General features: G+C 35.9%; 11 protein-coding genes. All 11 read left to right on the forward strand.

Annotated elements, in window-relative coordinates:
- The first annotated feature begins 892 nt into the window (after positions 1–892).
- The gene (locus ACM6F9_RS16340) at positions 893–5,587 is read left to right on the forward strand and encodes a hypothetical protein (RefSeq protein ID WP_414846691.1); all 4,695 of its coding nucleotides are present in this window, start codon (positions 893–895) and stop codon (positions 5,585–5,587) included.
- Positions 5,588–5,698: 111 nt separating this feature from the next.
- Entirely contained in the window at positions 5,699–10,795 is a 5,097-nt protein-coding gene (locus ACM6F9_RS16345) for a deaminase domain-containing protein (RefSeq protein WP_414846692.1), read from the forward strand.
- Between the two features lies 1 nt (position 10,796).
- A complete protein-coding gene (locus tag ACM6F9_RS16350) occupies positions 10,797–11,207 on the forward strand; it encodes a hypothetical protein (RefSeq protein ID WP_414846693.1) in 411 nt (136 codons plus the stop codon).
- A gap of 32 nt (positions 11,208–11,239) precedes the next feature.
- Positions 11,240–11,557, forward strand: a complete 318-nt coding sequence (locus ACM6F9_RS16355; protein WP_414846805.1) for a DNA/RNA non-specific endonuclease — start codon at positions 11,240–11,242, stop codon at positions 11,555–11,557.
- Between the two features lie 5 nt (positions 11,558–11,562).
- Positions 11,563–12,264 (forward strand): hypothetical protein, encoded by a 702-nt coding sequence (locus tag ACM6F9_RS16360; RefSeq protein WP_414846694.1) that lies wholly within the window; start codon positions 11,563–11,565, stop codon positions 12,262–12,264.
- A 13-nt stretch (positions 12,265–12,277) separates the two neighbouring features.
- Entirely contained in the window at positions 12,278–12,910 is a 633-nt protein-coding gene (locus ACM6F9_RS16365) for a hypothetical protein (RefSeq protein WP_414846695.1), read from the forward strand.
- 91 nt (positions 12,911–13,001) lie between these two features.
- Positions 13,002–13,706, forward strand: a complete 705-nt coding sequence (locus tag ACM6F9_RS16370; protein ID WP_414846696.1) for a hypothetical protein — start codon at positions 13,002–13,004, stop codon at positions 13,704–13,706.
- Positions 13,707–13,746: 40 nt separating this feature from the next.
- The gene (locus ACM6F9_RS16375) at positions 13,747–15,840 is read left to right on the forward strand and encodes a hypothetical protein (RefSeq protein ID WP_414846697.1); all 2,094 of its coding nucleotides are present in this window, start codon (positions 13,747–13,749) and stop codon (positions 15,838–15,840) included.
- Between the two features lie 23 nt (positions 15,841–15,863).
- Positions 15,864–19,082, forward strand: a complete 3,219-nt coding sequence (locus tag ACM6F9_RS16380) for a hypothetical protein (protein ID WP_414846698.1) — start codon at positions 15,864–15,866, stop codon at positions 19,080–19,082.
- Between the two features lie 27 nt (positions 19,083–19,109).
- Positions 19,110–20,468 (forward strand): PKD domain-containing protein, encoded by a 1,359-nt coding sequence (locus tag ACM6F9_RS16385; protein ID WP_414846699.1) that lies wholly within the window; start codon positions 19,110–19,112, stop codon positions 20,466–20,468.
- Positions 20,469–20,478: 10 nt separating this feature from the next.
- Complete coding sequence (locus ACM6F9_RS16390; protein ID WP_414846700.1) at positions 20,479–22,233, forward strand: hypothetical protein; 1,755 nt, start codon at positions 20,479–20,481, stop codon at positions 22,231–22,233.
- Positions 22,234–22,467 lie beyond the last annotated feature (234 nt).

Below are 22,467 nucleotides of genomic sequence, written 5' to 3' on the forward strand. Positions count from 1 at the left end.
CTGAAGTGGTATATTTATATATAGGAAGGTTAAAAAAAATATATAATTAATTTATCAAATGGGATTTTATGAAGTTTCAAAAATGTAAGAAATAATATGGGATAGCTTGATAAAAACGCAAAGAAAAAATCCCCTAGTTTCATGAAAACAGCTAGAAATAAATGAAATAATAACCCCATCAATAAATAAAATTGAATACTGGATTTATGATATAGGAGATGAAGGTAAGTTGGAAAAAAATTATAAACCAAGATAATGTCAAATATGTTTTTTATTTTATCCTAAAACCGAAACAAGTAATCTATTACCATACATGTTGGTCTTTGATAATTTTTTTAACCTTCTCCATTTCTCCACTTTTTAGATGAAATTTTTTGAATTTTATTATTCCCCTTTTTTTGTATGAGGCTTTTTCTGAATAAATGAATGCCAAGTAATGAATTGTTTAAGACCAATTTAATTGCTTGCTATCCTCCGTATTGTTGATCTCACTTTGTTATAAATATAAAGTTGAATTATGATAATTAGTAAACCTAAATATAAAAATAACGACGGCATTATGACATCATAGAGCCGAATAGGGTGATAGATTTTATTTGATCAGTCCAGCTCAGGCAGATTTGTTTCTTATATTAAAAAGTAACCATGACAGAATGATAATAAAAACGGCTGAAATAATGAACGTAATAAAAACATTTTATTAATCAATACAAGGAAGTTTACTTAACTAAGTGCATACTAAAAGTCTATACAATCAATAAAAGGGTTGAAAAATATCAATAAAAATTAACATTAAATTTTATGTTTTAATTTGTTTTTTTTGCAAAAATTAAGTAATATTTTTGATAAATTAGAATAAATACTATAGTTTTGCACAAACACAATGGAGCACATGAAAAAAATATTTACTTTTTTAGTAGTTATTTCATTCTTTTTTTTCGATAAAATTCTTGCTAATACTTTAGGTAATATAGATTCTATACAATCCCTGAAAAGAATAAAAAACATTAGATTAGATCATAATTTATTATCAGATAATTATTCAGATAAATTTTTGGTCTTTAGTGATAATGATCCTGAGACTGATGCTGAAATTGGTAAAGCGATTGGAGCTTTCAATACACTTGAAGACAACGGTCATTTTACCAATACTATAAATCCCAATGATCTTACGGAATTACCGATTGGGCTTAAAGAAAATATATCCAATGTAGAATACGGAATTGTTGTTACCAAAGCTAAATTCACTCCTGAGTATGCTTTAATTAATGTGTATGCCCGTATAGTTACTCCACAGCAAGGAGCAGAAGGCGGAAAAAAAACTCTGTTTTTTGGGGCAGAAGATGTTAAGCTTTCTTATAGTGGAAAGATTATAGGAGATGCCAAGCTGTCTTTGTTGGGTGACATCAATATGCCCTTCAATCAGAACCAGTGGATGCTTACCCTTGAAGGAGGAAGGATTAATAAGCTGAACGGAGGAAGCGTCAATGACAATACTTATGTAATCATTGATTGTGACGGTATAAAAGAGTTATCCTTAAAAGGAAATGTGCAGATATCCAGAAATGTTCTGGTTCCTTTGGACGGTAATGGAAGTGTTTTGCCTGAGCTTGGCAGTAACGGTCAGACCAACAGAGTTCGTGGAGATTTTGCTTTTAAAGCTACGGACTGGAATGATATTTTAGTAAAAGTGAGTATTACACCATTTGCAATCACTTCTCAAATTAAGAATCAGGATAAAGGATATTTTTCATTCTTTGTAAATAATGCCGTTTTGGATTTAAGTGATCTGAGAACAGATCCGACTGTAATGTTTCCCCAGTATTATAATACACACGGATATTTAATAGGAGGTACAGAATCATGGCGGGGACTATATGTTCAGACTTTAAATATAGGACTGCCCCAGGAATTTAAAACAGAAGATCATATCGACACCAGGGTTTCTTTTGAAGCCAATAATCTCTTGATTGATTCATATGGTGTATCAGGAAATTTTGCAGCCAATAATTTATTTCCCATCGACAGAGGGGTGACGAATAAAGAAAATGCATGGAGATATTCTCTGGATAAAATTGGAATTGATTTAGCTGCCTCTAAAATTGTAGGAGCAAACCTGGAAGGAACAGTTCAGCTTCCTATTCAGAAGAATAACGACAACCAGAATAATACAATTCCAAAGTATTTAGGATACCGGGGAATGATAACCGAAGAAGAGTATTTAATTTCTGTTACGACATTTGATGATATTAACTTTGATATCTGGAGTGCCAAGGCAACTATTGCCGCAGGCTCAACAATAGAAATGCGGGTTAAAAACCGCGAATTTTTACCTAAGGCTATTCTTAATGGGAGTCTTGCTATCGGAGCGAATGCTTCTGCTGATGACAATGATCCCAACGAAAAGAAAGATGCTGATTTTAAAGGGGTGAAATTTCAGGGGTTGACCCTTCAAACAAAAGCGCCTTACATCACAGCACAGTATTTTGGTGTTGAGGGTGAGCAAAAATTAGCCAATTTTCCGGCAAGTATCAGCGATATTGTTGTTATAGCTGATGGTTCACAAGCCAGCTTAGGCTTTTCTGTAACTGTTGGTTTGCAGGAAGAACGTTTCTCTGCTACCGGTGGAATGATGATAAGAGGTCTTATTACTAACGAAAATAATAAGCAAAGATGGAAATATGATGGTTTTAATTTAACAAAATTAGGACTTAGGAATGTCGATATCGGTGTAGCAATTGTTTCCGGTGAATTTCAGATTATGCGTAAAGACCCCTTGTACGGTAATGGCTTTACGGCACATCTTAATGCAAAGATCAAAGGAATTAAAGGAATAGAAGTTGACGTTAATGCCGCTTACGGATATAGCACTTTTAGATATTGGGGATTTGAAGGTTCTGTCAAAGGACTTAAAATTCAGGCTACCGCTTTAACGATTACAGGATTTACAGGCGGAGCATTTTATCACATGGTTCCCGATAGAGATATGAGTTTAAATCCTGCATATGCCAATAAAGCATTGGTTTTAAAGCCTGATAATACAATAGGATTGGCATTAAGAGCCGGAATTTATGGTTCTGTAGCCAGTGACAAAGCAGTTAGTATTATGGCCGGTTTTAATATTTCGACTAATCCGAATGGTGGTTTGGCTAATATCGGATTTATTGGAGAAGCTGTTGTGATGGCTGATATATCCAAATTAGTTCCCGGTGATCCTTTAGCAGGAGTAAAAGATAAGTTTAAAGAAATGACCGGAAATTCAAAATTCCTGAATGAACTTAAAAATAACAGCCACGTAAATTCTTTCCTTGATACAAAAACCGTTGACGAGCAATATCCTGTAACTGAAAAAGTAGAGGGTGCCATTTATGCGAAGCTCGCTATGAATTATGATTTCAACAATAGCGTTTTTCATGCAAGCCTTGATGTTTTTGTAGATATTGCTCATGGTATAATAAAAGGAATTGGGCCAAACGGAAGAGCAGGTTGGGCTGTGATTCACGTTGCGCCTGATGAGTGGTATATGCACATCGGGACACCTACCGATATGATTGGGTTAAAAGTTGGTCTGGGAAGTTTCTATCTTCAGTCCGGAAGTTACTTTATGGTAGGAACCCGTATTCCGGGAAGCCCACCACCACCGCCTGAAGTTGCAGAGATTTTAGGGCTTCAGCTCAATGACCTTGATTATATGAGCAGTCTTAACGCTTTAGGGGATGGAAAAGGTTTTGCATTCGGAACCCACCTGAAGTTTGATACCGGAGATATGACCGCTTTGTTCCTTTACGCCCGTTTCCAGGCAGGTTTAGGAACAGATATTATGCTGAAAAACTACGGTGAGGCAAAATGTTCAAACCGTGGCGGAGATCAGATCGGTATCAACGGATGGTATGCTAACGGACAGGCTTATGTGTATTTACAGGGTGAGCTTGGTATTAAGATAAAACTATGGTTCATCAAAAAGAAAATCCCGATTATCAAGGCCGGAGTTGCTTCTTTATTACAGGCAAAAGGACCCAATCCTTACTGGGTGAGAGGATACCTTGGAGGATATTATAATTTGCTTGGAGGTATGATCAAAGGAAGATTCAGATTCAAGATGGAATTTGGAGAAGAATGTGTACTGGAAAATTCATCTGTTCTTGGAGGCATGAAGATTATTTCTGACCTTACTCCCAAAAAAGATGAAACCGATGTAGACGTATTTGCTATTCCACAGGCAACATTTGCAGTGCGAGTTAATGAGCCTATTGTCATTCCTGAGGACGATGGTGATCATACCTATAAGGTTGTTGTCGATAAGATGACCATCATCGATGATCAGGGTAAAGAAATTAAAGGGATAATTGAATATGCTAACTCTAAAGATGTAGCCAACTTTGTTTCTGAAGATATTCTTCCTCCAAATAAAACCCTGAAAGCAATTGCTCAGGTAAGCTTTATGGAGAAAAAGAACGGAATGTATGAAGTGGTAATGGCAGACGGACAAAAGGCGATTGAAATAGAAGAAAGAATCTTTACCACTGGATCAGCACCAAATGTTATTCCTTTAAGCAATATCAAATATGCATATCCGGTTCCTGAGCAGGAAAATTATTACACAGGAGAAGCCAATACAGGTTATATTAAGCTTAAACGTGGACAGGATTATTTATTTGATGATCCGAACTGGAATACTGTATCAGCCTTTGCTGCTGAATCACCAACGGAAAGTAATTTCTCTTATAACGGTAATGATAATATTGTCAATTTCAATACCCCTAATCTTGGTAAACAGAAAGACTACACATTTGCGTTAATTGCCAAAAATAAAAATGGAAATAATGCTTCCATAGGAAATAATACGGTTGAAGAGACGGTAAAAACAGAAGAAAATACAGACGACTCTGCTGTATCCGTAACGACGGAAGTGAAAAAAGCTCAAAGTCTTTCCAAAGATGGAGAGATCGAAAGGCTGGCTTATACGTTCAGAACCAGTAAGTATACTACTTTCGAAAACAAGCTGTCTTCATTGAATTTTAATCCGTTATGGATCAAATTAAGCTCCGATGTGGTTACCCTTCAAAATAATATGAATGCTGATGAATACTTTGATGCTACTGAAATTTCAGGTTCAAAATATACAGACAATATGCCTCTTATTGATCTTACAGCATTAATGGATGATTCTTTTGCAGGTAAATTTAAAGGATTGATCTACAACAATTATCCGATTGATGAATTGACATTAAACAGAGCTGAAAGTGAAGATGATTTTGCAGGAATTCCACCGGTAAAAGCATTCCCTGTCTTTACTTCATATATGCAGTATTTAGGAAGCGATAAAGGAAACGGATTCTTAAAACAAACGTTCCCATTCAAATACGATTTGTTCAGCTATTATAAATCCGACTGGTATGAGCTGATTTCAAAAGCTGCATCTAAATATGTAGGTTCTCCAGCTAACGTAAGACCAGCCGTGATTAATGCCTTGCTGGAATCAACCTATGGAGTTATCCCTGAAACCAGATACAATGTGAAAGCTAAATATACGCTGCCGGGGAATAAGCAGGGAACAGAAAAACAGATTAACTATGAATTTAAATAAGTACATAAAAATACTTATTCACTCAAAAACAACAAATACGAACACCGAAAGATGACTAAGAGTTATTGTAAACCATATAAAAATAATCGGCAAAAGCTTACTGCTTACTGTATGAAGCTCATGGCAGCATTCATGCTTATGGCTTATGGCATATTGCCTACCGCAAAGGCTCAGCAGTATCCTGTTAAACTGATTCCTGTCGTAATACCACCCTATAGTTTAAAAATAGGGGATTATGCAACAAGTACTGATAACAAGCTTCAATTGCAGGTTCTAATGACTGATTTGCTGGAACCTCAGCATCAGACAGGAATTAGATTTTCCCTGGAGGCGGGTTTAAATGCTGTTCCATTGGCGAGATCCAATGATTTTATTGTGGGCATGAATCCTTTTACGCTCTATCCCGGTAACAATGTTACATTAACCAATGTAGACCTCAGATCCTTATTTGAACTGCAAAATCTATCGGGAATTAATGCCGTTCAGTATTCCAAACCGTTGTCGGATGGGGTTTACCAGTTTTGCTTTCAGGCTTATGATTTTTATACTAAAAACAATCTTTCAGCTAAAACGTGTGCTACGGTGTTCATGGTTCAATATGATCCGCCCATGCTTACGCTGCCACAAAATGCCGAAAAAGTTCAGGCGCTTTCCCCTTACAGCGGAGGGGCCGGTATTGTGTTCCAGTGGATGCCGAGGCAGATTGCACCCAACACGAAATATATTTTTACATTAAAAGAACTTTGGGATCAGGGGCAAAGCCCGATTTCAGGATTTCTTTCTGCCCCGCCACTATGGAGAGAAGAAACCTATGCTCCTACCTTATATTATGGGATTGATAAGACTCAGCTGATACCAGGGAAAAGATATGCCTGGCAGGTACAGGCAAAATCAGGAAACCCTGTTTTGGGAGCGAATCCTACCGACGATAACGGAGTGTATAAAAACAATGGATTATCTGAGATTTTTTATTTTGATTACGTAGAGAACTGTGCCGTTCCAACACTTTTAATGGCTAAAAATATAGGCAGGGGAAGGGTAGAACTAAAATGGAGCATTGCAGGTCAGCCGGCAGGTTTGTATAATGTGCAGTACCGTAAAAAAGGAAGCACGGGAGAATGGGTAAGCCAGCAAAGCTATCAGGCCTCTGCCATTCTTACCGGACTGGAAGATAAAACAGAATACGAGTACCGTATCGGTTCCGTATGTGGAAATACACAGACTTTTAATAATACCAATCCATTTGAAAACGGCAATTCCGGAGGAAACGCCTATTCATATAGCGGAATACAATATTTCACAACCAATGCTAATGATGTAGACAATAATTATCAGTGCGGGATTATGCCTGCCATTGACATCGCCAATAAAACTCCATTAAATACTCAGTTAGGCAATAATGAAGTCTTCACAGCAGGAGATTTCCCGGTTACCGTATTATCAGCACAGGGAAGTGGAGTATATACAGGAGTCGGTTATATTGAAGTTCCTTATTTAGCAGATACTAAAATAAAAGTAAGTTTTACCAATATTAAGCTTAATACCGATAAAAAACTGATAGAGGGAGTTATTGAAACCACTTATGATCCTAATGAATCTGCTGTACATTATGCTTCAGGAGGTTTAGGAGAAACATTTGGAGATGCAGGAGTAAAAGATGTTACCGTAGATTATGTTATTACGAATGTCACTTACACGGCTACACCACCTCCGGGGAAAATTACCGTTTATGGCGATTTTGGTACAGGAGGGAGCCCGAGTCAGCAAGATTTCCCAGGTGGAAAAGACTATCAGATCAAAGATAAAGATGGGAATATTTGGACAGTTGATGAAAATGGTAACGTAACCAAAGTAGGTAAAGAAGCGGAAGGAGGTGCATCGAATTCAACAAATACAGAAGGCGTTACCGGAAGCGGAAGCAGTGCTGCTGTAAACCAATACACCGCAAAAGGTATTAAAATTGAGTGGAAAGAAGATACCAATGGAAAATTCGCGTACGATACTGCCGATAAAACAAAACTTCCAACATCTAAATATCCTTCAGTAAAAGATACAGAAAACAATACCGTATATGTACCATATAAAGCCACGGTAAATAAACAAACTGAACTGTTTGATGCTAAAGTAAGCATTACTGATCCAGCGCTTAAAGATTCTAAAATTATCTTTAAAACGTTGAGCTTAGGTAAGGCAATTGAGGCTATAGAACTAAACAAAACAGACACGGAAAGAAATTACCAGCTAAAGCTTCCGGGAACATTTGATTATGCCGAAGAAGAGGTAATTGCTGTACTGATGCCGAAAGAAAGTACAGGAAAACAAAAAGTAATCAGCAATTTCCGATTGGTACACTTAAGTCCTAAAACTGTTAATGTAAGCTTAGTGCCATTAGACGGCAGTTCTCAATCTAAGCTACAGGCACAGGGCAATAAAATCAATCAGGTTTATAATAGAATCGGGGTTAACTTTACCGTAAAAGAAGAACCTGTCTTAGATATCAGCAGCATTGTAAACGGTAATACGATCAGTAGCGAAGATGCTGATTTAATGAGTACCTACAGTCCTCAGCAACAGCAGATCAATGCATTGTACAAAGGTACTGATGCAAGATATGTTCTATTCGTTACCAACAAAAATTCTTCTACCGGCCAGAATGGGTACATGCGTCTCAACGGTCAGTTTGGATATGTTTACAATAATGCGCTTCAGAAAACAGGAGCCCATGAATTAGGTCACGGAGTGTTTAAGCTAGAACATCCTTGGAAAGCTTACCAGACGACAAAAGGCGCAACTGATCTGCTAATGGATTACAGCACAGGTGAAGAACTTTCTCATCTGGATTGGAAACAAGTTAATGATCCTGCGTTTAAGCTGTATGCGTTCCAAGGGCAGAGTAGCGGGGAGATTGCAGGAGGTTTTGGTTTGACACCGGACTTCAAATTAATTAAAGCAAATACGTCGACTGCTGTTCATGGAAATGTTGTAAAAGTTGGAGAAGGATTCTTACCGGGCTTTATTGAAAATGATATTCAGTATCAGTGGGTAGAATCTCAAAAAGCATATTATCCAAATGGTGATGTACAGAAGGGAGCGTATTCATCTACGGTTACTCCAAAAAATGAAAATACCGTCTGGTTAATTTACGATCATGATGCTGTTTGTGGAAAATCGAAATTTATCAAAACTACATTTGCAGAAGTAACAGCAAATATATTGTCGAAACCTGACAAGACTCAGGCATTGGCGGATTATATCCAGCAATATGATAAAATTGATGATAAGACAAAACCTATCTACTCCGGATTTATTGCCTGTTCAGGTGCAGGAACGGGATCTGGTAATGGATTGAAATCTATTAATGATCTATACAACAGACCATCTACAGGTAATGGAACCACAACAGATGAATCCAAAGATGTTGTAGATTATACAGGAAGATTTACTGCCGAGGAAATACAGGCAATGTTAGGAAGCATTGTTTCTAATAAAAATTCTACAGGAATTAAAGGTAAAATCTTTATTACTGACGAGAATACTGCTGCATCTGTTCTTCAAAAAGTACAGGCAAGATACAATCAACCTGAAGCTAAGGAAATGGTCATCTGGCTGAATGTGAACAGTCAGACTAAGAAATACGATATCAAGATCAACGTTGGAAGTGGTCTTCCTGAATATGCAGGAAAATCTGCTAAGGATATAGAACTACTGCTGAAACAGAATTCAGCGTGGATAGACGATTTCTGGTTGATGAAATTCAATCCGCTGACTGCAATTTTAGATGGTCTGTCAGAATTACTTACCAAAGCTAAAATTCCGGAAAGATATTACAATCCTGATACTACAGATTATAATCCGTTCCCTGCAAAGATTTATTCTTATGTAAGTCTAAAAGTTATTGATGATGAACTAAGCGGATTAGTGGGATCTCCGATGGGAGACAAATATACTCCAAGCCGTATAGATTTTGCATTCACTTGCGGAGTCTGGAACGGATTAGTAGGTACAGCAGCAGCAATTCCTGAAGGAGGTTCATTCTTAATCAAAATGATTACGAATGAGAATGATGCCAGAACCAATTTTGCAACAACGATTTCCAAAATACAGTGGAAGGATGTAAAAGGAATGGTAGGGGAACAATGGAATAAGTACACTTCCAATCCTTGTATGATATCCTATGGAGCAGGTGAAGTTACTTTTGTGGTTGCCTCTTGCTTTATAGGAGCAGGCGAAATAAAAGGGGCAACTGCTGTTGTTCAGACCATGGAAAAGCTGGATGTAATGGGGCAATTACTTGGTAAAACGATACAAATTGCCGGAAAAGTAATTAAACCTGTAGTAAGCGCATCTGGAAAAGCAGTAAAATACGTTCTGAAAGAAGGTGTTGATTTTATAAAGAGAATTGATATTAAAGTGACTCCAAACGGATTTGGATGCGGTTTCCCGATTCAGAATATAAAAATTTCTTTAAAAAATAAACTTGTTAACTTAAGTGAGCAGGAAGCTCAAGGAATTAAGCAAAAGATTGAGCAGGCTATAAATAATGAAGGTGGATTAGATAAACTTCCGGTTGATGAAAATGGAAATCATCTGGTGGAAATTGAGGTTGATGGAGAAAAGGTTACGGCGATTGTAGGAAACGAAGATGGATTGAATAAAATATCTAAAGAAGATATCTCAGGTCCGACTTCTTTAATGGAGGGAAAAAATGTATTCAGAGGATTTGCAATAGATTATTCAAAAGCTAAAAATACTTTCAAAAATTTTAGAGAAGGGAAAATTTATCAGCTAAAACAACAATATACTGGAAATGAACTCTTAGAAGAAATTCAAACATTCAGTAAAAGAAATCTAGCTTATTTTGAAGGAAAAATAGATAATATTACATTAGATTCCGACCATATTAAAATAAGTGGGTCGAAATATGAAGGCGAGCCTATTTTTGACGCTTATAAGGTAGACAAAGAAGGTAATATTGATACAGAAGGTGCTTGGAGTCGAGAGTTTGATACGGAATATGTTGGTTTAAGCGAAATTGCTAAACAATTAGGTGGTAAAAAAGGGCAAATCTTCCCTAATATTAATGGTCAAATTACAATTGCTTCCGAACTTCCATATTGTATTTCTTGTCAAGGGGTAATACAGGATTTTGCAACAATGTTTCCAAATGTGAAGGTTTACTTAGTAGATGGAATTAAAAATATGAAATAGTATGAATTATATAGATGATAGTACAGTGCCTAGCTGTAAAATTGAAGAGAAGAAATTTGAATGGGGAGAACCTTATGAACTTTATACGCCTATTTTTAATTTTGCAGACTTATCTGATTCCAAATTGGAAAACTCAATAAAATTATTTGGAAAAAATAATTTTAAACAACAATTATTATTGATATATAATATAATTAATAATTATGAAGAATTTGAGAATATTGAAAATTATAACGGTGAGTTATTTGAAAGAGAAGAAATATTAAACTTGATTAAATTCTATATTAATAGAAATGAAAATTTAATTTCTCCTTGGGAAAAATATGATATAGGACTTAAAGAGTATGATTTTATAAAATATTTAGATGAAAAATTAGAGAAATTAAATTACGTTAAGTTGAAAGATTCTTAATCAGTTGATGAAAATGGCATCATCTGGTAGAAATTGATGTAGATGGAGAAAAGGTTACTGCGGTTGTAGGAAGTGATGATGGTGGACATATTTTCAGAAATGAATGGGGAGGACCAAGTGAACAAATTAACTATTTTTCGCAAAACGCTCCTGAAAATAGCTACGGTGCGTGGTTCAAAATGGAACAAGCAGTGTCCGATTATAAAAAAGCCAATCCTTCGGTGAAAGTAAAAGCTGTTATGGAATTTAATTTCAATGGAAATTCTAAAAGACCTACATCTGTTGATGTTGAAATTTATAAAGATGGGACTTTGGATGATATTTTATCTGATAATTATAAAAAACCCTAAAGAAAATGGAATCAATAAATAAATTAATAGAAGCAACAAGAAATTATGTTAGTAGTAATCAAGTGATTGTGATTATAAAACTAAATGAAGAAAAAGTTAGTACTCGATTTTATGAAGTTATTAATAATGAGCAAGTTTCCTTTAGACCTAAACCAAAAGAATATAGGGCGTTTTCTGATGAAATATATGAACGTTATAATTCATTATTTTCAACTGAAGATAAATTTAATTCGGCCATAATTGAAATTTATCCAGATGGTGCATATTCAGAAAAATACTTTTGGGATTCAGAACAAGAAAAACAAGATTTGCTGGATGGTGCAGAAGTGTTTTTTCAATGGGCAAATGAAAGAATGATGTCTCTAATTTTTGAGTTTGAGCAAGATAATAATTTATTACCTACACAGCTTGATGCTGACGATGAATTAGAATATCTGAGTTCTTGGGATAGCGGGGTGTTTACTTTCCATGTTAATGAAAAAAATGAAGTGGAATATAAAATCGTTCTTACCAAAGATGGGATTGAAAGAGTCCTAGAAATGCCTTTGAAAGATTATTTTATAGAAGGAATTTTGAATCATTATCAAATAACCCATACAATCCTTTCTGATGTATGGAAACCATGGAATACATTAGTAATTAAATCTCCTCATACTGGTATTCCTTATGATAAAGTGGATGAGTATGTAATTTATATCTTAGAATAGATTAATTATTGAAATGGATATTAATCATTTAGTCTCAGAAATAAAAGATTACTACAAGGAATTTGAGTATGACAAATTAATTGTCGACTATATATTCACATTACAGGGTAGTTACAATTTTATTGTTCAATATGAGAAAGATAATAGGTACGTAGAGTCATTAGTTTCTAATAAACCTATAAGAAGTGTTGTGAGAGAAATGGCTGAAAGATTTGAAGAACTTAAGGATTCTAAACAAAAATTTAATCATGTAAGAATAGAGATTAATAGTGATGGTACTTTTTCCGATAAATATTGGTGGGACATGGGTAAAGAACATCAAGATTTACTTGATTATGCTAATGTATTTTTTCAATGGGCAAATGAAAGAATGATGTCTATGATATTTGAGTTTGAAAAAGATAATAATTTACTGCCGACTCAATATGACAACGATGGTGAATTAGAATATTTGAGCTCTTGGGATAGTGGAGTATTTACTTTTCATATTAATGATAAAAGTGAATTGGAATATAAAATTGTTCTTACCAAAGATGGTGTTGAAAGAGTATTGGAAATGCCATTAAAAGATTATTTTATAGATGGGATTTTAGAACATCATAAGATAACGAATACAATCCTTTCTGATGAATGGAGACCTTGGTAATACTTTGAAAATTAAGTCACCTCATACTGGAATTCCTTATGACAGAGTGGATGAATTTGTGAGTTACATTTTAGAATAATTTATGATAAATATGAAAACTGTAGTGAAAGCTTTTTATGGATATTATGATGAATTTCCTTACGATATATTAGAAGTGAAATTTATATTTACTCTTGGGGGAAGCTACGATGTTTTCATATCGTATCACGATAATGATGATAAAAAATATACTTCATTAGATGGGAGAGAGTTATTTAAATATGAGCATCAAGTTTATGAACTTTTTAAAACTAAAATTGACACTGAAGAAAAATTTAACGTGGCAATCTATAAAATTAAAAAGGATGGGACATACTCGAGTTTATATGAGTGGGAAAGTGAAAAAGCAAACGAAAATTTGATAGATTATGCAAACGTCTTTCCCCATTGGGCAAACGACAGAATGATGTCAATGATTTTTGAATTTGAAAAAGATAATGGTCTTATCCCAACACAATATGATAATGATGGAGGTTTAGAATATCTGAGTTCTTGGGATAGCGGGATATTTACTTTTCATATTAATGATAAAAATGAATTGAAATATAAAATAGTTCTAACCAAAGATGGAGTTGAAAGAGTTTTAGAAATGCCTTTAAAGGACTATTTTATTAAAGGAATTTTGAAACATTATCATTCCACGAACACAGAACTTTCTAATATATGGGAACCATGGAATACTATGGTTTTGAAATCGCCACATAATGATATTCCTTCAGATAAAAAGGATGAGTTTGTGAGCTACATTTTAGAATAACCATTACGCAACACGTATGAAATTAAAAAAACAACCTATTTTGAATAAATATTTATTACTGCTATTGCTGTTTTCGTTTCCTTTTTTATGGGGACAGCAAAAGGATAAAGACAAAACCATCATTCCTCACATCCGTCTAAAAGTAGACGGTAAGAAAGACCGTATTTCTTTACGTTGGGCGGTAGATGAGCCTATAGCCTGGCAAAAAGCCAACAAAATCGGATTTTCATTAAAAAGATTCACCCTTTCCCGTGACGGAAAGGTTCTTCCAAAAGCAGAAGAAAAAGATTTGGGAATCTTCAAGCCCGCTTCCGAAAACGAATGGAAAAAAATTGTTGAGAAAAATGATAATGCAGCCATTGTTGCACAATCTCTTTTCGGTGACAGTTTTGAAGTGGAAATGGGAGAGAAGCAAGGTAAACTTGAAGGTGTGGTCAACAAATCTCAGGAAGTTGAGCAGCGGTTTGCCTATGCATTAATGGCTGCCGATCTGGATTTTGAAGTAGCCAAACTGGCTGGATGGGCTTTTACAGATACTAACGTAAAATCTAATGAAAGATATCTTTATACAGTAAGTATCAATACTTCTGAAGGGACATTATTAGTTCAAAAAGGAGATGCTTTAGCGGCTGTTTCATCAAACAATGAACTTCCTAAACCATTAGACTTTATCGGAATATTTAAAGATAAAACCGTTACTCTTTCATGGGAATATCTACAATTAAGAGATACGTATACCGCCTATTATGTTGAGAAAGCACAGGATGGAAGCAGTTTCAAACCCCTAGGAGATCTTCCTGTGATGAATATGAATGACAATGATGGAAGACAGGTGCAGGGAATGACCTTTGTGGATTCTTTAGCTCAGAATAATTCTAAATTCAGCTACCGTATCCGTGGGAAAACAATCTTTGGAGATTATGGTCCTTATTCCGATGTGGTTTCAGGTGCTGGAAAGAAAAGTCTTGAGGCAACACCAAGAATCTCAGATTTTATTATTGATGAAAATGAAGAAATCAAACTTGAATGGGAATTCCCTCAAGAAGACGAAAAAAATATTGCTTCATTTGAATTGCTTCATTCGGAAACAGATCTGCAGAACACCTATAAAGTGATCAAAAATAAAATTCCTGTAAACAGCAGAAGCATAATTACAAAAAGCTTGGCACCCTCCAATTATTATAAAATACAGGCCATTGGTAAAGCCGGTGACAAAAGAGAATCGTTCTCGGTTCTTGCCCAGCCCAACGATATGACCCCTCCCGAAACACCACTACAGTTTGAAGGGAAAATAGATTCACTGGGAGTTGCTCATTTGAAATGGAAAGCCAATACAGAAAAAGATCTGGAAGGCTATCATATTTTCAGAGGAATTCAAAAAGGAGACGAATTGGTGCGTGTAACACCTCAGGCAATTACTAAAAATCATTTTGAAGATAAGGTTGTTTTAGAAAACCTTAACTCGAAGGTATATTATTATGTGACAGCAACAGACAGAAGAAAAAATCAATCTAAACCATCAGTCATTCTTGAATTGGAAAAGCCTGATAAAGTGAAGCCTCAAACCCCGGTTTTCACAGAATATAAATTGGAAGATGACGGTAAAATTACCATTAACTGGATGAGAAGCCATAGCGATGATGTTGAGGTTCACCAATTATTCCGTAAGGCAAAGGATGATGCTGACAAAAGCTGGAAAATGATTTATGAAACCAAGGAAATTAAACCTGACTATACGTACACCGATAAAGATGTGGAAGCTGATAAAAGCTACACGTATTATTTGTTGGCAGTTGATAAAAGTAAACTGAAATCGGATAAGTCTCAGGAAATGACCCTCAGAAGCAACAGGATTGAAGCTTTATCAGTATTGATCAATCTTTCAGGTTCAGCCAATAGAAATAAAAAACAAATTGATTTAAACTGGAAAATCAACGGCAAAGACGTTGGCGAAATTGTAGTGTATCGCCAGAAAGGTACTGAAAAGCCAACGATGTGGGGAACCCTCAATGGAGCCCAGAATTTTCTTGAAGATAAATCGGTTCAGGTAGGTAATGCTTACACGTATCTTATAAAACCGATGCTGAAAAGCAATCAGGTTGCTAAAACTGAAAAAATCACAATCGAATATTAGGACACAAATACAATACGAAAACAATGAAAAAATTTTTATTACTGCTATTAATAATAACCAATGTTTTCCTTTGGGGGCAAGGAGGACAGGCTGAATATAAGATTGAATTATATGGTCTTAACTACAGTGTTAATGCCGGAGTGAAAAACAGTACGAGCTCTCATGTCACCATTACGGTTATTTATAATGATAATTCCACAGAAGATTTGTATTTCAGACCTATTGCCAATAATGGGGATAATGAGAATAACTGGACATTAAGCCCTCCGCAAACTTCATCAAAGCTTCCTGTTACTGCCCATACTGAGGGATTTGTGAACTTCAGAACCGGTACAGATGCGAATTATGACCAATATGATGCCATCAATATATGTAATGAGAACAATTACAACGTTGATACCCATTCACCGAGAATGACATGGATATCATATAAGATGAAGGTAACCCCTGTTCATACATTAGTATCATTAACCGATGCAGGAGCTACAAATACGGTTTTGCCTTCTGAGGACAAAATTAATTTATATGCAAGACAGGGATTTGCAGCCAATTTATATCATTATCAGTACAGTTTAGATAATGTAAACTGGATCGATATTGATCCTTCTTTATCCAATTTGAATAAACTGAGTGTGTCTGCAAAAGATCTCTTTGGAAATAACTATTCCCAGTATATTGGGCAAAATATTTACTTTAGAGTGGCATCTTGCTTGTCCAACGGAGTTTATCAGGCAGTTTCTTCGCCCGTAGTTTTAACCATGACAAAATCTGCTCCACATGTGCTTTCAAGTACGGTCACTCCTACCAAATGTTTTGATACTACAGATGGTACGGTAACTTTAAACTTCGACAGAACACTCGTAGCAGGTGAGACATTAAAGATATCCTTAGTGAATACAGTTACAGGTGCGGCAGTACTTAATCAGGATATTACCAATGATTTGCAGACCAGTACTTCATACACCCTACAGAATTTACCACCTGGGACCTATAAATTAGATTTATTGGGAACATATAGCGGAAATGCAACCTATACGGATAGTCCCAGTCACACCATTAATTTTGAGATAACAAAACCCACTCCGGTTACTTTTTCTATGACTTCGCAAACCAATGTGTATTGTTTTCAGGGAAGTGACGGGGTTATCAATTTAACTGCAGCAGGCGGGCAAAACCAGTTTCAATATAAAGTAACCAAAGATGGACAGCCTTTTTTGGACTGGACGAATTTCTCCAATGGAAATACTACCCAGATACAAAACCTTGCAGCAGGAATTTATAAAATCAAAGTAAGAGATTCCAATCTTTGTGTAGCCAAGGAAAATGGTGCTGAAAAAGAAATTACAGTTACTATTACCCAACCTAGCGCAGCTATTGCAATTCCACCTGCTGAGGTTGATATTTCACAGCCAACAGGGTATGGACTAAGCAATGGCTACATCTCTGTAAGAGTGGTCGGCGGAACTCCAAATACAGATGGGTCTTACAATTTCGAATGGAGAAAAGACAGCCCTACGGGTGCTGTAATCACTACAGGAATTACGACTGATTTGGTGAATAACCCTTATACCATTAAGATAGATGGACTTCCGGCCGGAAACTATTATCTGACCGTAAAAGATAAAAATTATGCCAATGCATCAAGCCAGTTGGGTAATTGTGGAATTATCTCCCAGGAATTCATTGTAAGCCAGCCAGATCCTCTTACCGTTAACATTCAGGTTGACAAACAGATATCCTGTAATATAGCCAATAATTACCAGTATAAACCGGATTTGGATAACAATGGAGTTCCGGATGAGGCAGAAGATGGGATCCTGAAAGCTATCGTAACAGGTGGTGTAGGAACCTATACCTATCAGTGGCAAAAATTAAATGGCGGACTTTTCCAAAATATACCGGGAGCTACACAGTCAACATTAGGAAATCTTACGACAGGAACGTATAAAGTATTGGTAAAAGATGCCAATAACAATATGGCAGATACACAATATACTTTAGTATTTCCTGCAGAACTGGCCATTACACTCTCTGCCAATACAATTGCCTGTTATAACCAAAGCAGTGGTCAGGTTTCCGTCGCTGCTACAGGTGGAACGGGTGGATACACCTATCAGTGGAATACCAATGATACGACACCTACGGTAACAGGCCTTTCGGCAGGAAACTATTTTGTGTTGGTTAATGATACGAAAAACTGTAAAGTAAGCGGAAGTGTCCAGATTCAAGGGCCGGATCAGTTATTAATTAATGATTTATCAGTACAGAATCCCATATGTTTTGGTGCCAATAACGGTGAAATTAAAATAGAGGTTTCAGGAGGAAAAGCTCCATACAATATTGTTTGGTCAAATGGAGTAACAGGACTGAATAATACATCAATTCCTTCAGGAGTTTATACAGTTACAGTCACAGATGCCAATGGATGCAGTATTTTCAGAAATTACACGTTAACAGATCCGGCACAGCTTACTGTAAATTTAGGAAAGGACATTACATTGTGCTTAGGAGACAGCCAAATTTATAATGTGGCGATTAGTGATCCGGCAGCAACCTATCAATGGAAAGATCAAAATGGAAATATAATTTCTACAAATCCGTCAATTACTTTATCCAATGCGGGAACTTATACTGTACTCATTACAGATTCAAAAGGTTGTACAGCTACTGACAGCGTAATAATCAAAAACTCTTCAGAAGTTTTGAATCCACAGTTTATGCTGACCACTCATGCGTACAGAGAAGCAACCGTAGTATTGGTTAATACCTCTCCAACACAGCCGCAAACAGTAGAATGGGTAATTCCTGATACACCGGATATCCAGGTTATTAATAAAACAAAGGATTTTTTAGAACTGAAATTCTCTAAGCTTGGAGCTTATGAAATAGGTCTGAAAGGAACTCAGGGAGCATGTGAAAAGACATTCTATAAAAAAGTAATTGTTGAAGAAAATACTACAGGAGTAAACCTGAATCCTGATAAAGCCTCTAATGTTAGGGAGTTTACCATTCTTCCGAACCCAAATAATGGAGTGTTTAAAGTATTGGTAGGGCTGGATAAGGCAGCGGTTATTAATATCAGAATTATTGATATGATTTCCCATGAAGTCTATCCTGCTACTAAATTGACTCCATCAACGTATTTTTCAGTACCGTTCAATACATCGCTTCCTGGTGGATCTTACCTGATTATACTCGAAACAGGTAATGAGGCATTGGTAAAGAAAATGCTTGTACAATAATAACCATGTCAAACTAAAAATTAACAAATGAAATTTTATAAGAATCTAAAGACAATATACTTCCTTCTTTTTGCTGTACTCGCATTTGCATTTAATGCGTGTGCAGTGGAAGAAAGTATTCCGGTAAAGGCTGATTTTAGTATAAAAGTGATAAACGATGATTATTCCGTGCCTGTAAAAGTGGAAATTACCAATAAATCAACAGGAGCGGAGACCTATCAATGGTCATTTGATGGAGCTTCAGTAACAAGTTCTACAGAGAAAAGCCCTTTACCCATTACTTATGCCAGTCCCGGAGTTTATAAAATAAAACTAAAGGCATCCAATAAAGATGGAAATGTAGACGAGAAAGAAATTGAGGTAAAAGCTGATGCTGCAATGAATGTAGACTTTGAATGGCAGATGCAGGGCAGTGATATTTCTCCGGTAACCTTACATATGATAGACAAGTCTTTAGGCGCTACACAATACCTTTGGGAGTTTGAGGGAGGAAGTCCTGCAACTTCCAATGCCCCAAACCCTGATGTAACATTTACAACTCCGGGCGACCATATTATTAAATTAACAATTTCCAATGGACTGGAAACTTATTCAACTCAGAAGACAGTTACCATTAAGCCGGCAATGACGATAGATTTTAACTGGACTGTTGATCCTATTGATAATGATTACCAGGCTCCGGTATTATTACACTTGAATAATATGTCGACTAATGCCTTTACATATGAATGGATTATTGCCGGTGCAAATCCTGCAGCTTCCACATCAGCAAGTCCTGATATCAACCTGCCGTCAGCGGGAACGTACACTATTATTTTGAAAGCAACGAATGATAAAGAAACTAAGATTTTACAGAAACAGGTAACCGTTTTACCCGATGCCAATCTGTTATCATTTTCAAATATTCAGCTGGGAATAAGCAGTGCCAGTTCAACGGTAGGTTCTTTCTTTTCATCCGAATTGGGAACTGTGCTTAAGCAAAATGAAGTAAATGCTGGCAATGGTTCAAAAATAGATTTTGCTTTTTTTGGATTGAATTCATCCTTTATATATAACCAGTTTATATCACCGGATGAAGTCCAGAATAATGGATTTTTAGCTATTCCGAATGTTACTCATACTAAAGTGATCAACTCACAGGAACTGGTTGGAACACAGCTTTCTTCATCAGGATTTGATGCCCTGGATGCCGGAAATGATTTTAATACCATTACGGTTACAGAAACCAATGCTGGAAAATCTCCTTTCAATAATTCTGTGGTTCCAAGGGTAATTCTTTTTCAGACTTCTGATGGAAGGAAAGGAGCTGTTAAAATCAAAGCCTTTGTAGCCAACGGATTGAATTCGTATATTTTAGTAGATATCAAAGTACAAAAGCAACCTTAAAATTTCTTATATGAAAAAGTGTTATGTAAGAAGCATTGCTTTAGTATTTTTCACTTCAGCATTTACATTAAATAATGCCCAGGAAGTTGATCTTGAAAATATCGGAAAAAGAACAATGGAAGAGCTTAAGAAAAATCCTTTTAAAATAAGTGGGGGAGTTTCTGCGAATTCAGTTTTTTACAGTTCCAATGTATATAATGGAAGAGCTCCGTTTACTTACTTTCTGAACGGGAACCTTAATTTGGGATTATACAGATGGTCTATGCCTATATCCTATAGTCTCACCAATCAAGGAAGTCAGTTGGGGTATCAGGTTCCTTTTAAATTCAACAGAATAAGTATTGCACCAAAATACAAGTGGATAAAAGCTTATATCGGTGATGCCAATATGACATTTTCCCCTTATACATTTAATGGATTGTTATTTACCGGTGCTGGCTTGGAGCTGAACCCTAACATGCCTCTTAAAGTAGCTTTGATGACAGGAAGGCTTAACAAAGCAGTAGAAGATGATGGAAACCCCAATACGATTCCTGCTTACAAAAGAATGGGATATGGTGCTCATTTAAAATGGGAGAAAGAAAGATATAAATTAGGATTGATCGGCTTTTATGCAAAAGATTATGTGGGTTCTTTGTCAACAGCTCCCGATGCAAAAGGAGTACTACCGCAGGAGAATCTGGTACTATCCATGACAGGAAGTTTTATGATCGATAAAAACCTGGAAGTATTCGGGGAATATGCTAATACAGCCTTGGTTAATGATTTAAGAGCAACTGCTAATGGTGCAGAAAAAAAGGGAATTGCAGCCAGATTTCTTTCCCCTAATTCATCTATGGAAAGCTACTCTGCGTATAATGGCGGAGTAAACCTTAAGCTTAAAAAAGGAATGGTAGGCGTAAAATATGAAAGAATAGATCCGGGATATAAAACTTTAGGAGCCTATTATTTCAATAATGATCTGGAAAATATCACGCTTAATTCTTCTTTTACTTTGTTAAAAGACAGATTAGCTCTTTCTGCCAATATAGGAAGACAGCGGGATAATCTGGATAATCAGAAATTTAAGCAGACGAGCCGTTGGGTAGGAGCGGTGAACGCTAATCTTAAAGCATCAGATAAGCTAATGATTACAGCAAGCTACTCGAACTTTACGATGTTTACCAATAAACAGCTTAACCAGTTCAATAACATTAATAATAATCCGCTGCTTATTCAGCAACCAAAGGATTCGATAGATTATAAGCAGATCTCGCAGAATACAAACATTAATGTTAATTATATTATTTCCAGCAGCAAGGAAAAAGTACAGAATGTCAATATCAACTATTCCTTAAACGAGATGGTCAACAGGGAAAACGGTATTGTAAGAAGAGGGGGGCTTTCAAGGTTCCATAATGCAAATGTCAACTACAGTTTAGGTTTTCCGGAAAAGAAGATGAACATTGCGGCATCAGTAAATTATACTTATACCTATGCCGCTTCACAGATATCAAATATTTGGGGACCTGCGGTTACTGTTACTAAGTCTTTCCTTAAAGAAGATAAGCTGAAAACCAGTATTGGAGCATCCTATAATCATTCAGGAAGCTCAACGGCAAATATTAATGTCATGAATTTCAGATTGGGAGGAAATTATATGCCATGGAAGAAACATAGCTTTGATCTTGCTTTTATTCAGATGTTCAGAAATACAGATCAGGCGGTTGAAAACTCTAACCTAAATGAAATGACCTGTACCGTTGGATATAATTATAGTTTTTAAAAAAATTAAATGATTTGATAATTATAAAAATAAGATTTTACACATACAGTTATGATTAGATTCATACGCTATAATGGTCTAAAGCCACATTTGTGAAATATGCAATCTATTGCATATTTTACATACAGCACGAGAGTTCTGGTATTACCAGCTTTGATCATTGTTAGGGAGATGAAAATTGATATTAATGATTTCCCCCTCCCAATTTATTGTATCAGATACATACATATATCT

This window comes from Chryseobacterium sp. IT-36CA2 (assembly GCF_949767875.1).
GTDB lineage: Bacteria > Bacteroidota > Bacteroidia > Flavobacteriales > Weeksellaceae > Chryseobacterium.